The sequence below is a fragment of the Sphingomonas aurea genome (assembly GCF_030678875.1).
In the GTDB taxonomy this organism is placed as follows: Bacteria; Pseudomonadota; Alphaproteobacteria; order Sphingomonadales; family Sphingomonadaceae; genus Sphingomonas; species Sphingomonas aurea.
Genome location: NZ_JAUUDS010000006.1, coordinates 146,382 through 159,800 on the forward strand (window position 1 = coordinate 146,382; position 13,419 = coordinate 159,800).

Sequence of the window (13,419 nt, forward strand, 5' to 3'; positions counted from 1 at the left end):
CCCCCGTCGTTTAGGACTTTTACGCAGGGAGATTTCTGATGATGTTGCTTATCCGCGCTCTGCGCGACTGTCGCGGCGCGACCGCGATCGAATATGGCCTGATCGCCGCCCTGATCGCGGTCGCGGCGATCGGCGCCATGTCGCGGCTGGGCACCAAGCTGAACACGACCTTCAACGCGGTGTCCGCCAATATGAAGTGAGCGGGTGGGCCAAGTGCCCCCTGCTCTGTCATTCCCTCGGAGCCGGGGATCCAGACGCGCAGGTTTGCGCAAGGGCCGCCAACGTCAGCGCCTCTGAAACCCCGCCTGCGCGGGGATGACGGAGAGTGATCGACAATAAACAGATGACATCTGCATCTGCTCTTCACGGACATGCCATATCGGCGACCGCCTTAAAGGGGGCGCTTTGCATGTCGGATGCCAATATGCGTAAGGGCTTGGGCTGCTTAACCGTAGCGCCTGGGACGGCGATCGGGCTCGCCGGGCTGACCGACGGAGTTGGCCCAACCGGCTGGCGTGGACTCGCTGAGGTACTCGGTTGGCTGATCGTCTGCCTTGCAGCCGCCGGTATGTTCGCGATCGTCTTGGGGCAAAAACGTTCAAGTCTAGAATTACGTTTGCTCGTGCACATTGGCGCAATCGGCGGCGGCTGCCTGGTCTATCGGTCTGTCAGGTGGCTTTGTCTGGACGCTCCTATGCCGGCCAAAATCCTGTTTACTGACAGTGTTCAAAAGATTGGCGTGGCTGGATTGCTGGTAGGTGGATTGTGGACAATCCACGCCATTTGGGGCGCATGGCGATCTTGAGAACTCTACCGCAGCGCCACCTCGACCCCGTCGATCACGAACTGCACCGCCAGCGCCGCCAGCAACACGCCGAGCAGACGGGTAATCACCGCCTCGATCTTCGCGCCCAGCAGCCGCATCAGCGGCCCGGCCGCCAGCAGCGCGACCAGCGTCAGCAGCAGGATCGTGCCGAGAGCGGCCAGGATCACCAGCGAGCGTTCCAGCCCTTCGTTGCGGCTCATCAGCAGCATCACCGACGCGATCGATCCCGGCCCGGCGATCATCGGCATCGCCATGGGGAAGATCGAGACGTCCTCCGCCTCCTCCGGATGCTCGGCGACCTTGGCGGCGCGATCCTCGCGGCGCTGGGTGCGCTTCTCGAACACCATTTCGAGCGCAATCAGGAACAGCATGATGCCGCCAGCGATGCGGAACGACGCCAGCTCGATGCCCAGGCCGTGCAGCAGGTCCTCGCCGAACAGCGCGAAGACCAGCAGGATCGCCGCGGCGACCAGCACCGCACGCACGGCCATCGACCGCCGATGCGCCGGCGTCGCCCCCGCCGACAGCCCGGCATAGATCGGCGCGCAACCGGGCGGATCGATCACCACGAAGAAGGTGATGAGCGAGGAGACGAACAGCTCCAGCACTAGGCGACGCCCTCTCGCCGGCGCGCGGAGTCGAGGGTATTGGCGAGCAGGCAGGCGATCGTCATCGGGCCGACCCCGCCGGGCACCGGGGTGATCGCGCCGGCGACCTGCACCGCCCCGGCAAAGTCGACGTCACCGACCAGCCCCGTGTCGGTCCGGTTGATGCCGACGTCGATCACGGTGGCGCCGGGCCTGATCCAGTCGCCCTTGACCAGCCCGGCGATGCCGACCGCCGCCACGACGATGTCGGCGCGGCGAACCACCGCCGGCAGGTCGCGCGTGCGGCTGTGCGCGACGGTGACGGTGCAGCTCTCGGCGATCAGCAGCTGCGCCATCGGCTTGCCGACGATGTTCGACCGACCGACGACGACCGCGTCCATTCCCGACAGCGTCGGATGGACCGACTTGAGCAGCATGATGCAGCCGAGCGGGGTGCAGGGGACGAAGCCCGGCATCCCCGTCGCCAGGCGCCCGGCATTGACCGGATGGAAGCCGTCGACATCCTTGTCCGGGTCGATCGCCAGCAGCACCGCCTGCGTGTCGACGCCGGCGGGCAGTGGCAGCTGGACCAGGATGCCGTCGACGCCCGCATCGGCGTTCAGCTGCGCGACCAGCGCCAGCAGCGTGGCGGTGTCGGTATCGGCGGGCAGGCGATGCTCGATGCTCTCCATCCCCGCCTCGCGCGTGGCGCGGCCCTTGGAGCGGACATAGACCGAGGAGGCCGGATCCTCGCCGACCAGAACGACGGCGAGCCCCGGCGCGCGCCCTGCCGCCGCCCGGAATGTCGCCACCTCGCCCGCGACCCGCGCACGCAGGTCCGCGGCGATCGCCTTTCCATCGATGATCTTCGCGCTCATGACCCGGCCTCATAGAGGGCAGCGGCGGTCTTCGCCAGCACTGCGGGATCGCCGGCGACGCGCAGCCGCTTCAGCCGCGCGGTGTCGCCGGCGACCAGCGTCACGTCGCGCCTGGCAACGCCGAAATGCGCGGCGATCAGGCGGACGAGCGCAACATTGGCGGCCCCGTCGACCGGCGCGGCGGCGAGGCGCGCCGCAAGGTGATCGTCGGTGCCCGCCGCCAGCATATCACGGCCGCCGCGCGGCGTGACGCGGACGGCCAGGTCGATGCCGTCGTCCCGCTGCCGCCAGGCTGCCATCAATAGGGGTTGGCGGCCAGATAGTTCGCGGCGATGTTGGGCAGGACGATGTTCGACAGGATGTAGATCAGCAGCAGCACCACGAGCGGCGATAGGTCGAGCGCACCGAAATCGGGCAGGATGCGGCGGATCGGACGGTACATCGGCTCGGTCATCCGACCCAGCGCGTTCCACACCGTTCGGACGAAGTCGTTATAGGTGTTGATGACGTTGAACGCGATCAGCCACGACAGGATCGCCTGGACGACGATGATCCACCAGACGATGTTGAGCAGCAGCTGGACGATCTGGAGGATGGCGATCAAGGCGGGGCTCCGATGAATGTCGCTGTTCTATAGGGACGCGGGTGCGCCGGGAGAAGGGCTACCTTAGAGGCTGTTTGAAAACGTGCTGAGCGCACGTTTTGCGAGTTTTCAAACGGACCCTTAGCGCCCCGCCACCCCGGTCGCGCTGACCAGCGTGCCGGCACCCGCGCGGGTGAAGATCTCCAGCAGCATGGCGTGGGGGATGCGCCCGTCCAGGATCACCGCGGCGTCGACACCCGACTGGACGGCGGCGACGCAGGTCTCGATCTTGGGGATCATGCCGCCGGTGATGGTGCCGTCGGCGCGCAGCTCGGCGACGCGGGCGGGATCAAGCGCGGTGAGCAGCTGCCCCTGCTTGTCCAGCACCCCGGCGACGTCGGTGAGGAGGAAGAAGCGCGCCGCGCCCAGCGCAGAGGCGATCGCGCCGGCCATCGTGTCGGCGTTGATGTTGTAGGTGTGGCCGTCCGCACCGATGCCGACCGGTGCGACGACCGGGATGATGTCGGCGGCGGACAGCGTGTCGATGATGCGGCGGTCGACCGCGATCGGCTCACCCACGAAGCCCAGGTCGACGTGGCGCTCGATGCCCTGGAGCGGGTCGGCGTCCATCCGCCCGACCTTTTCCGCCAGCACCAGCCCGGCATCCTTGCCCGAGATGCCGACCGCGCGCCCGCCGGCCTGGCCGATCCAGCCGACGATATCCTTGTTGATCGATCCGGCCAGGACCATCTCGGCGACCTTCGCCGTCTCGGCATCGGTGACGCGCAGGCCGTTGACGAACTGCGACTCGACCCCCAGCCGCTTCAGCATCGCGCCGATCTGCGGGCCGCCGCCATGGACGACGACCGGGTTGACCCCGACCGCCTTCAGCAGCACCACATCCTCGGCGAAGTCGCGCTGCAACTCGGGGTCGCCCATCGCGTGGCCGCCATATTTCACCACGAAGGTCTTGCCGGCATAGCGCTGCAGGTACGGCAGCGCCTCGGTCAGCGTCTCCGCCTTGGCGAGCAGGGCGGCATCGGGTGCATGGCTGGTCATGCGCGCGCCTTTAGCGGCGGCGGACGGCGAGCGGAAGCGCTACCGCCCGCTACCCGCGCGTCAGTTCCACCATCACGACGTCATGATCGCGCATCGGCAGGTCGAGCGTCGCGGTGCCGTCGCGCCCGGCCCGCACCGTCGACACCACCGGCCGGTCGCGGGTCAGCGACTGGAGCGTCGCCAGCTGCGCGGCATCCAGCGTCTCCGGTCGGCCCATTTCGAGATAGGCGGTATAGGCGTCGTTCTGGCGGAAACCCGTCCGGCGCGTGCGGACCGTATAGCGCCCCGGCGCCAGCCCGGCGACGCGCAGCCGCAGCGGCGCGGCGGCCGCCGCCGGGCGCACCCTGGTGAAGAAGGGCCGGTTGCTGACCGGCTGATCGGGCAACACGTCGCGCCACGCCAGCAGCTGGATCGCCTTGCCCTTCACCGCGGCGATGCTGTCGGGATCGCCGGTCGGCAGCTCGCGGTCGCCCAGCTCATGGAGATATTTATACGCGAACCAGGCCGGCTTGCGCACGCCCTGCGGCGTCATGAGGCCGAAGCCGCCCTCGAACGGCCGCTTCTGCGGCCCCGGCTCCTCGAACAGGTCGCTGAACGTCCAATAGCTCATGCCCTGGGCCAGTCCCTCGGTCCGGCGCAGCTTGGCGAGGATATAGGCGGCGCTCAGATAATCGTCGTGGATCGGGTCGCGCGGATTGTAGCTGGTGCTCCACTCGGTGAAGAACAGCGGGAGGCCGGGATGCTTCGACGCCTCGATCTCGGCGCGCACCTTGCGTACGTCGGCGACGACCGCGTCGGGATTGCGCGACAGCTTGTTGTCGCCCTCGCCCCTCTCGTCGAGGAAGCCGCCCTCGACCCCGTAGGTGTGGGTGGCGATGAAATCGACCGGCAGGCGGTGCGTATCGGCATAGGCCAGGAACTCCGGCACCCAGGCCGCGCCCGCCGTGGCCGGGCCGCCGACCCGCAATTGCGGGTCGATCGCCTTGATCGCGCGCACCGTGCGGCCATAGTAATCGAGATAGGCGGCCTTGTCGGCGCCCTCCCAGAACCCGTCGAGATTGGGCTCGTTCCAGAATTCGAAATACCAGCGCCGCACTTCGTTCGCGCCATAGCGGGCGATGGCGTGGCGAACGAAGGCATCGACCAGCGCGGACCATTTCTCCGGCTGCGGGTGCGAGGTGTTGCCCTTCCAGTAGAACAGGGTCTGGTCCGACGTGCGCATCGCGTGCGGGGTGAAGCCCAGCTCCACGAACGGCCGGATGCCCAGCTTCAGCAGCCGGTCGTAGAGATAGTCGATCCGCGTCCAGTCATAGACCGGCCGCCCGTTCACCTCGCGATAGGTGCCGAGCGCGTCGTGGAACAGCGCGTGGAAGCGGATGTAGCGAAAGCCCAGCTCGCGCTGGACGATGGCGAGCTGCGCCAGGCTGTCGTCGCGGATGAGCACGCCGGGATAGTCGGAGCCGACCGACATCAGCGCCATCGGATCGCGCGGGCGGGTCGGCGCACGCGCGTCGACCCGGATCTCGCGGACCGCGGCGACCTCCGTCGGGGCTGCCTGTGCCGGCGGGGCCGCGAGCGGCAGCGCGCCCGCCAGGCCCAGGGCAAGCTGCCACTCCCATCGCTTCGCCATGCCCCGCATCCCGCTCTCCCTCACTTTATCTGTGATAGCGGTATCACGACATCGCGCAGGTGAAAAGCGTCTCTCATACAGGTGCTTGCGTGGATTACCGATCCAGCCGCCGGCCCAGTGCCACGAACAGGTAGATGGCGGGCGGCACCAGCACGGCGGACAGCACCACCTTGGCGAGCATCTGGCCGAGCAGCAGCTCGCCTATCGGGAAGATGCCCAGGAATGCGATGCTGACGAACAGCAAGGTGTCTACCACCTGGCTCAGGATGCTGGCGATGCCGGCGCGCAGCCAGAGGAGCTTGGCGCCCTCACGCCCCTTCAGCCACGAGAAAATGGTGACGTTCAGCGTCTGCGAGATGCCATAGGCGACGATCCCGCCCGCCCAGATCCGCGGCGTGCCGCCCATCATCAGCGCGAACGCATCGGCGCGCGCCGGCTCCATCTGCGGACTGGCCGGCACCGCCAGGACGACGATCGCAAGCAGGATCGAGACGATCAGCGGCACGAAGCCGATCCGCACCAGCCGCGTCGCGGTGCGCGGCCCATGCAGTTCCGCCACCGCGCTGGAGGTGACGACCAGCAGCAGGAAGGCGAAGATTCCCGCCTCGACCGCGAGTGGTCCGAGCGCGACCTGCTTGTTGCCGAGCACTCCGGCGATGCACACCATGCCGCCGTAGAAGATCGAGAAGGCGAACAGCGAAGGAGAGATGGCGGCGGGGCGGGTATCCATCGCGGGACGCTAACGTCTGATGCCGCCGCGCACAATCGGCTGTCCTAATGCCGCGATTTATGGTGATAACCCGGCAAACCGGGATTGGGACGGGCCGCGGGCCCGCGAGCATGGGATGACGGGCGTGACCTTCGCGACTTTTCACGGGCGGCCGCACGCGTGAGCCGGCTGCTGATCGGCATTGCCGGCATCATCGTCATCCTGGGCATCGCCGTCCTGATCTCGACCGACCGGCGCGCGATCCGGCTGCGCGTGGTCGGCGCCGCCTTCGCGCTACAGGCGGTGATCGCCGTGGTGGTGCTCTATTGGGGGCCGGGGCGCGCGGCGCTGGCGACCGCGTCGGAAGGGGTGGCGGCGCTGCTCGGTTACTCGCAGCGCGGCACCGAATTCCTGTTCGGCAACCTCGCCAGCCCGGCGGTCGGCGGCACCAGCTTCGCGATCGCGGCGCTGCCGGTCATCATCTTCTTCGCCAGCTTGGTGTCGATCCTCTATTATCTGGGCGTCATGCAGCTGGTGGTGCGCTGGGTCGGCGGCGCGATCGAGAAGGTGGTCGGCACCTCCAAGGTCGAATCGCTGTGTGCGGCGGCGAACATCTTCGTCGGCCAGTCCGAATCGCCGCTGGTCATCCGCCCCTATCTGGCCGGGCTGACCCCGCCGCAGCTGTTCACGGTGATGACCAGCGGCATGGCCGGCGTGGCCGGCACGATCCTGGCGGCATATGCGTCGATGGGCATCCGCATCGAGTATCTGCTGGCGGCGAGCTTCATGGCAGCGCCGGGCGGCATATTGATGGCCAAGATCGTGATGCCCGACCGCAGCCTGCCGCCCGAGGGCGAGCTGCCGCTGGGCGACCAGCCCGATGAGGGCCGCGTGATCCAGCTGGCCGAGCACCGGATCAGCGGCCAGGGCCCAGCCGCGCTGCTGCCCGAGGGTGGCACGCCGGGCGAGCCGATGCCCGAGGCGACGCACGACGAGGAGAAGCCCGCCAACATCATCATGGCGGCGGCGCAAGGGGCGCAGACCGGCGTGCGGCTGGCCGTGGCAGTCGGCGCGATGGTGCTGGCGTTCGTCGCCCTGGTCGCGCTTGCCAATGGGCTGCTCGGCGGGGTCGGGCGCTGGTTCGGGATTGCCGACCTGTCGTTCCAAGGGCTGCTCGGCTATGTCTTCGCGCCGGTCATGGTGCTCCTCAACATCCCGTGGAGCGAGGCGGGGATCGCCGGCGGGCTGTTCGGGCAGAAGATCGTGCTGAACGAGTTCGTCGCCTATATCGATCTCGGCAAGCAGGCGGCGGTGCTCAGCCCGCGCACGGTGGCGGTCATCACCTTTGCCTTGTGCGGCTTCGCCAATTTCTCGTCGATCGCGATCCAGATGGCGGTGACCGGCAGTCTTGCCCCCAACCAGCGACCGATGATCGCCCGCCTTGGCATCCGCGCGCTGATTGCGGGGAGCCTGGCGAACCTGATGTCGGCGGCGCTGGCGGGATTGCTGATCGGCTGATCCTTGTGACCATGTAGCATCAATGCTACATTGCTGTCATGACCCGCCACTTCACCGCCCGCGAGTTCAACCAGGACATCGCCGGCGCCAAGCGCGCGGCGCGGGAGGGGCCGGTCATCATCACCGATCGCGGCCAGCCGGCGCATGTGCTGCTGAGCTATGACGAGTATCGGCGGCTGGGGGGTGAGGCGCGGGGGCTGGTCGACCTGCTGGCCTGGCCGGGCACGGAGGACATCGCACTCACCCTGGCCCCGCGGGCAATGGCGACGCCTTTCGCGTTCGATACGGAGGAATGATCCTCCTCGATACCAACGTCGTGTCTGAACTGCGGCAGCGACGGGGTGGACCCGACCCGCAGGTCATGGCGTGGCTTACCGAACAGGATGAGGAAGCGACGTTCCTTTCGGCGATGACCGTGCTCGAACTGGAGCGGGGCATGCTGCTGCTGGAGCGGCGCGATGCCGATCAGGGGCAGCGGCTACGTTTGTGGTGGGAGGCGGCGATCCTGCCACGCTTCTCGGCACGCATTCTGCCGGTCGGCGCGGAGATCGCCCGCGTTGCAGCGCGGCTTCATGTCCCGGACCCGCGCCCGGAGATCGATGCTCTGATCTCCGCCACCGCACTGGTCCACGGATTGATGCTCGCCACCCGCAATGTGCGCGATTTCGCCGGCACCGGCGTGCGGCTGGTCGATCCCTGGGCGTATGGCACCGCATCACAATAGCCCGCCATTTTCCCCCTTGCGGCTGACGCAGCGTCAACCGCTATCCCCTGTCCGATGGAACAGGCGATCGACATTGCGGAGGTGGCGCGGGCCACGGGGCTGACGGCGCGGGCGCTGCGCTTCTACGAGGGGCGCGGGCTGGTGCGGCCGTTGCGCAGTGCCGGCGGGCGGCGGCTGTACGGGCCGGGGCAGCTCGCACGGCTGCACGCGGTCGTCGCGCTGAAGCGGGCGGGCTTCACGCTCGCCCGAATCGCAGAGCTGCTCGGCGACCGACAGGTCGACCTGCCCCGCCTCGTCGCCGCACAGCTGGCGGCGATCGACGCCCGTGCCGCCGATCTCGCGGCCGCGCGTACCCTGTTGTGCGCCGTCCAGTCCCGCCTCGACCGCCGCGAGCCGGTCGACGTCGCGACCCTGTGCTCGCTCATTCGAACCGGAGACATGACGATGGAACAGCAGAACTGGAAGGCGGTGTCCGACCGCTATCTGAGCGCACAGGCCGAGGCCGACTTCGCCGACGCGGCGATGCCTGCCGATTTCGACCAGGCGGCATATGCCGCGCAGTGGACCGACCTGTCGGCGCGGATCGCGGCGGCGCTGCCGCTCGACCCGCACTCGGCGGAGGCAGGCGCGTTGTTCGACGCGTGGCAGGCGCTGCTCGCGCCCTTCACCCAGGTCGCCACCCCGGCGATGATGGCCGGGGTGACGCGGATGTACGACGACATGCCGAATTGGCAGGACGAACAGGCGCCGCCGTTCCCGCACGACGTCTGGACCTTCATCCGCCGCGTCGGCGAGGTGCGACGCGGCGGATAGGCTGCCGTCAGGCGAAGCGCACGCCCACCTTGCGGCGGCGGCGGGCGGCGGCACCGACCATGGCGAAGCCGGTCAGCATCAGCGCCCAGGTCGCGGGCTCGGGCACCGCGGCGGTCAGCGAGGCATATTCGGCCTCGCTCAGCCGAAAGCTGTAGACCATGTTGGGCAGCAGCGTGGTGCCCGCCGGGCAGCCGGCGCCGAGCGCCACCTGCACGCTGGTGCCGCTGCCGTTCACGCCGCTGGTGCACACGTCGAACTGCGTGCCGCTGCCGTTCTGGGTCACCGAATAGTCGTTGTCGGTGACGACGATCAGCGTGTAGCTGCCGTCCGCCAGCCGCGGGCCGAAGGCGAAGCCCTCGATCTTCTCGGGCACCGGCTGTCCCATCGCGCGCAGCGCGGCGGCGATGTCGAGGAACGGCGTGGCGCTTTTCGCCACCGGAGTGACGCCGGCGGGCAGGCCGTTGCTGCCGGCCACGCTGATATTCTTCACGTCGGTCGCGTTCGTCAGGTCGATCTTGAAGATCTGCTTGCTGCCGACCGGCTTGGCGCCGTTGGGATCGTCGACGCCGAAGCCGCGATTGTCGCGCTCCAGCACCAGCAGCGTCTTGTCGCCGACCGCCTGGATCGCTGACACGCCGATCGAGCGGCCCTGCTTGTCGCTCTTGAAATCGTCCGAGGTACCGGGGATTCGGTCGTTGATGTCGGTCAGCGATTCGAGCTGATAGACATATTGCGCGGTCTGCTTGCCGGTCGCGACGTCGAAGGCGACGATGCGCGTGTTGCGGCTGTAGATGCCCGGCGCATCGCTCGACTTGGCGGGCTTGCCGTCCTGCTGCAGCGGGTCCTGGAGGATGGCATAGGCGGTCTTGCCGTCGGGGCTGATCGTCAGCCCCTCGAACCCGCGATTGTCCTGCCGGCCGCTTGCCGAGGTGGGATAGCCGTCGACATAGTTGACGTTGCCGCTGGCGTCACGGGGCAGCAGGTTCGACGGCGTCTCGAATGCGCGGACGAACTGGCCGCCCTTGGTGAACTCATAGACGGAAGGGCCGTACTCGTCGGAGACGAGCAAATTGCCGTTCGGCAGCCGCGCCAGCCCCTCCGGATCGAGCGAGCGGCCGAGGGTGCCCGAATTGCCGTTCAGCAGCTGCGGGTTCTGGCCGTCGTAATTCTGGCCGGCCACGGTGTAGAGCGTGGTGTTGGTCAGGGTGAAGCCGCCAATCGCGCCGGTGTTCTGGTTGATGTCGAGCGTGAAGCCCTGCAGCCGCGGCGCATAGGACAGAACGCCGCCGCCGGGACCGCGATCGGTCGTGCTCCAGAAGGTCTGCGTGCCCGCATCGTAGATCAGGTCCGACCCGAAGCCGCCGAAGCGGTTGTTGCCGACGCCCGACAGCCCCGACAGGTCGGTGCCGTTGGGCACGGCCAGCGCCGAGACGAGGGTGACAGCGGCGGCAGGCAGCGGCGCGAGCAAGGCGGCGGCGGTGGCGAGCAGGAACGACGGACGCATGATGGTAACTCCCCTGTTTACCATCGTGCCAGACAGGCATCGCGTTACGCGCCCGTGACGAAGCCGCGACCGTTTCGCGACAGGTTGCGGGCGTGTCGTTTCGACACAGGAGAAGCTTTCGCGCTAAGACGCGAAGACGCCAAGATAAAAGAAGGAAGTGGGGTTCACGCGGAGCCGCGGAGACGCGGAGATGTATCGGGCGCGGCAGCGCACCCTCATCATCCCCGACCGCAGATCAAGAGCTGCCGCGGGACCGCGCGAGACACCTCCGCTCCTCCGCGCCTCCGCGTGAACCCTTGTCGTCTTGAGGCCAATTGCGATCACGACTGCGCACCCCTCCCCTTCAGGGGAGGGGCCGGGGATGGGCGTATCCGCAGGCGCGCCACCCGGGGAAGCGCCCCACCCCAACTCCTCTCCTGAAGGGGAGGGGCTTGATGCGTGCCGTCCTGATCGCACTCGCCTCTAGCGTCTTGGCGTCTTCGCGCGAAATCATGGGTCCGCGCGGCGGATTACCGCGTCGGCACCGGCTCCGCGCCCGAATAATCGTAGAAGCCGCGACCGGTCTTGCGGCCGTACCAGCCCGCCTCGACATATTTCACCAGCAGCGGCGCGGGGCGGAACTTGGGATCGCCGGTGCCCTCGAACAGGACGCGGGTGATCTCGAGGCAGGTGTCGAGCCCGATGAAGTCGGCCAGCGTCAGCGGCCCCATCGGATGGTTCAGCCCGAGCTGGCAGGCGGCGTCGATGTCGGGGATGGTGGCCACCCCCTCGCCCAGGGCGAAGCACGCCTCGTTCAGCATCGGCATCAGCACGCGGTTGACGATGAAGCCGGGGGCGTCGTTGGCACGCACCACCCGCTTGCCGAGCGCCTGGGCATACTCCTCCACCTTCGCCACCGTCGCGTCGCTGGTGGCGAGGCCGCGGATCAGCTCGATCAGGCCCATGACCGGTACCGGGTTGAAGAAATGGACCCCGACGAAGCGCGCCGCATCGGGGGCCGCCTGCGCCAGCCGGGTGATCGGGATCGACGAGGTGTTCGACGCCAGCACCGCGTCGGGGCCGAGCACCTTGCCGACATCGGCGAAGATCTGGCGCTTTACACCCTCGCGCTCGGTCGCCGCCTCGATCACCAGCGCGCAGTCGCCCATCGCCGCGACGCCGTCGACCGGCTCGATCAGCGCGAGCGCCGCATCGCGCGCGTCGGCGGCGATCTTCTCCTTGGCGACCAGCCGGTCGAGCTGCCTGGCGATGCCCGCCCTGCCCTTGTCCGCCTGCTCCCGCGAGACATCGGCGAGCAGCACGCGGTAGCCGGCCTGTGCCGATACCTGCGCGATCCCCGCGCCCATCTGACCCGCCCCGATCACGCCAATCGTCTGCATCACGTATCTCCTTGGGCCGGGCTGTAGCGGCTGGGGAACGCCGCTGCCAGCCGCGCCGTTGATGCCGATGATGCGTATCGCTTTGCCCGCCGCCACGCTCGGGATTCTCGCCGCCTGTTCGGTGCAGGTCGCACCCGACAATGCCGCGTCGCCGACGCCCTCCCCCACCCCGGTCGCATCGCCGACGCCGGCTGCGGCGGCGGACGTGCCGGTCCGGCCCGGCGCGCTGAAGACCTTCGGCGACTGGGCGGTCGGCTGTGACAACACGCACCTGTGCACCATGGCGTCGCTCGGCCCGGATGGCGGGCTGTTTCCCGAAGTGACGATGGCGATCCTGCGCCAGCCGGGGCCGGCGGGCGGGTTCGACCTGTCGTTCGACGTGCCGGGCGAGGGGCGGCCGACAACGCCCGTCGCGGTCTCGGTCGACGGCAAACGCCTGCCGCTCGCGACGCTGAACGGCGCGGCCGCGCAGGCGGTGGTCCGCGCGCTGGCGAACGGCACGACGCTGGCGGTGCTGGAGGCAGGCGACAGGCAGCGGGCAGTGATCTCGCTGGCGGGCGCCTCAGCGGCGCTGCGCTATATCGACGCGCAGCAGGGGCGTGCCGGCACCGTCACCGCCGTGGTGGCGACGGGAGCGCAGCCGGCAGATACCGTACCCGAGGCAACCGCCGCCCCGGTCGTTCGCGCGCCGGTCGCCACCGGCATCGCTGCGACACCGACAGCCACGCAACTCGCGCGGATGCGGCAGGTCGCGGGATGCGAGGATGACCGCATGGCCGACAGCGACATCTGGAAGCCCGAGACGCATCCGCTGGGTGGCGGAGCGACCCTGGTGCTGCTGCCCTGCTCGGCCGGCGCCTACAACCTGTCGTCGACCCTGTTCGTCATGAAGGACGGCAAGGTCGCGCCGGCGCGCGTCGACGCGCCGACCGGCTTTGGCCCTACCCCGGCGGCCGGGACCGACAGGCTGGAGAGCGTCGTCAACGGGACGTGGAAGGATGGCGAGCTGACCAGCTATGCCAAGGGGCGCGGGCTGGGTGACTGCGGCGTCAGCCAGACGCTGGTATGGGACGGCACCCGACTGCGCCTGACCGACCAGGCCGAGATGGGCGAGTGCCGGGGGAACCCGAACTACATCACGACGTGGCGAACGCAGGTGGTGCGGGGGTAGGCGTTCTAAAATCCTCTCCTGAAAGGGGAGGTGGCAGC

15 protein-coding genes and 2 pseudogenes are annotated in these 13,419 nt (G+C 68.6%); 7 read left to right on the top strand and 10 right to left on the bottom strand.

Annotated elements, in window-relative coordinates:
• The first annotated feature begins 38 nt into the window (after positions 1-38).
• Together Q5H91_RS12245 and Q5H91_RS12250 are read left to right on the top strand one after the other, a co-directional pair.
• Complete coding sequence (locus Q5H91_RS12245) at positions 39-200, top strand: Flp family type IVb pilin (RefSeq protein WP_305173689.1); 162 nt, start codon at positions 39-41, stop codon at positions 198-200.
• 125 nt (positions 201-325) lie between these two features.
• A complete protein-coding gene (locus tag Q5H91_RS12250; protein ID WP_305173690.1) occupies positions 326-805 on the top strand; it encodes a hypothetical protein in 480 nt (159 codons plus the stop codon).
• Between the two features lie 5 nt (positions 806-810).
• Here the strand turns inward: Q5H91_RS12250 and Q5H91_RS12255 are convergent, their stop codons facing one another.
• The 7 genes from Q5H91_RS12255 to Q5H91_RS12285 form a co-directional block, all read right to left on the bottom strand.
• Positions 811-1,434: a MarC family protein gene (locus Q5H91_RS12255; protein WP_305173691.1), complete on the bottom strand. Its 624-nt coding sequence runs from the start codon at positions 1,432-1,434 to the stop codon at positions 811-813.
• Positions 1,434-2,291 (bottom strand): bifunctional methylenetetrahydrofolate dehydrogenase/methenyltetrahydrofolate cyclohydrolase FolD, encoded by an 858-nt coding sequence (gene folD, locus Q5H91_RS12260; RefSeq protein ID WP_305173692.1) that lies wholly within the window; start codon positions 2,289-2,291, stop codon positions 1,434-1,436. The genes Q5H91_RS12255 and folD overlap by 1 nt, the downstream gene beginning before the upstream one ends.
• Positions 2,288-2,590 carry a DUF167 domain-containing protein gene (locus tag Q5H91_RS12265; RefSeq protein WP_305173693.1) on the bottom strand — a complete coding sequence of 101 codons (303 nt, stop codon included), beginning with the start codon at positions 2,588-2,590 and terminating at the stop codon, positions 2,288-2,290. Before Q5H91_RS12265 ends, folD begins: the two co-directional genes overlap by 4 nt.
• Positions 2,590-2,895, bottom strand: a complete 306-nt coding sequence (locus Q5H91_RS12270; RefSeq protein WP_305173694.1) for a YggT family protein — start codon at positions 2,893-2,895, stop codon at positions 2,590-2,592. Before Q5H91_RS12270 ends, Q5H91_RS12265 begins: the two co-directional genes overlap by 1 nt.
• Before the next feature lie 120 nt (positions 2,896-3,015).
• Complete coding sequence (argB, locus tag Q5H91_RS12275) at positions 3,016-3,933, bottom strand: acetylglutamate kinase (RefSeq protein ID WP_305173695.1); 918 nt, start codon at positions 3,931-3,933, stop codon at positions 3,016-3,018.
• 49 nt (positions 3,934-3,982) lie between these two features.
• Positions 3,983-5,563, bottom strand: coding sequence for a GH39 family glycosyl hydrolase (locus tag Q5H91_RS12280; RefSeq protein WP_305173696.1), 1,581 nt, complete (start codon positions 5,561-5,563; stop codon positions 3,983-3,985).
• Positions 5,564-5,657: 94 nt separating this feature from the next.
• Positions 5,658-6,293 carry a queuosine precursor transporter gene (locus Q5H91_RS12285; RefSeq protein WP_305173697.1) on the bottom strand — a complete coding sequence of 212 codons (636 nt, stop codon included), beginning with the start codon at positions 6,291-6,293 and terminating at the stop codon, positions 5,658-5,660.
• A gap of 159 nt (positions 6,294-6,452) precedes the next feature.
• On the opposite strand from Q5H91_RS12285, the gene Q5H91_RS12290 reads away from it, so the two are divergent.
• The 4 genes from Q5H91_RS12290 to Q5H91_RS12305 are packed head-to-tail and all read left to right on the top strand — an operon-like array spanning position 6,453 to position 9,327.
• Entirely contained in the window at positions 6,453-7,790 is a 1,338-nt protein-coding gene (locus Q5H91_RS12290) for a NupC/NupG family nucleoside CNT transporter (RefSeq protein WP_305173698.1), read from the top strand.
• Positions 7,791-7,828: 38 nt separating this feature from the next.
• Positions 7,829-8,086 (top strand): type II toxin-antitoxin system Phd/YefM family antitoxin, encoded by a 258-nt coding sequence (locus Q5H91_RS12295; RefSeq protein WP_305173699.1) that lies wholly within the window; start codon positions 7,829-7,831, stop codon positions 8,084-8,086.
• Positions 8,083-8,514 (top strand): type II toxin-antitoxin system VapC family toxin, encoded by a 432-nt coding sequence (locus Q5H91_RS12300; RefSeq protein WP_305173700.1) that lies wholly within the window; start codon positions 8,083-8,085, stop codon positions 8,512-8,514. Before Q5H91_RS12295 ends, Q5H91_RS12300 begins: the two co-directional genes overlap by 4 nt.
• Before the next feature lie 54 nt (positions 8,515-8,568).
• Positions 8,569-9,327: a MerR family transcriptional regulator gene (locus Q5H91_RS12305; protein ID WP_305173701.1), complete on the top strand. Its 759-nt coding sequence runs from the start codon at positions 8,569-8,571 to the stop codon at positions 9,325-9,327.
• 7 nt (positions 9,328-9,334) lie between these two features.
• Here Q5H91_RS12305 and Q5H91_RS16585 read toward each other — a convergent pair.
• The 3 genes and pseudogenes from Q5H91_RS16585 to Q5H91_RS12315 form a co-directional block, all read right to left on the bottom strand.
• Positions 9,335-9,445, bottom strand: a pseudogene (locus Q5H91_RS16585) (PEPxxWA-CTERM sorting domain-containing protein); the annotation flags it as partial.
• A gap of 180 nt (positions 9,446-9,625) precedes the next feature.
• Positions 9,626-10,855 (bottom strand): annotated as a pseudogene (locus Q5H91_RS12310) (esterase-like activity of phytase family protein); the annotation flags it as partial.
• Between the two features lie 485 nt (positions 10,856-11,340).
• Positions 11,341-12,210, bottom strand: coding sequence for a 3-hydroxybutyryl-CoA dehydrogenase (locus Q5H91_RS12315; protein WP_305173703.1), 870 nt, complete (start codon positions 12,208-12,210; stop codon positions 11,341-11,343).
• A gap of 70 nt (positions 12,211-12,280) precedes the next feature.
• On the opposite strand from Q5H91_RS12315, the gene Q5H91_RS12320 reads away from it, so the two are divergent.
• Positions 12,281-13,381 (top strand): DUF1176 domain-containing protein, encoded by a 1,101-nt coding sequence (locus Q5H91_RS12320; RefSeq protein ID WP_305173704.1) that lies wholly within the window; start codon positions 12,281-12,283, stop codon positions 13,379-13,381.
• The last annotated feature ends 38 nt before the right edge of the window (positions 13,382-13,419 follow it).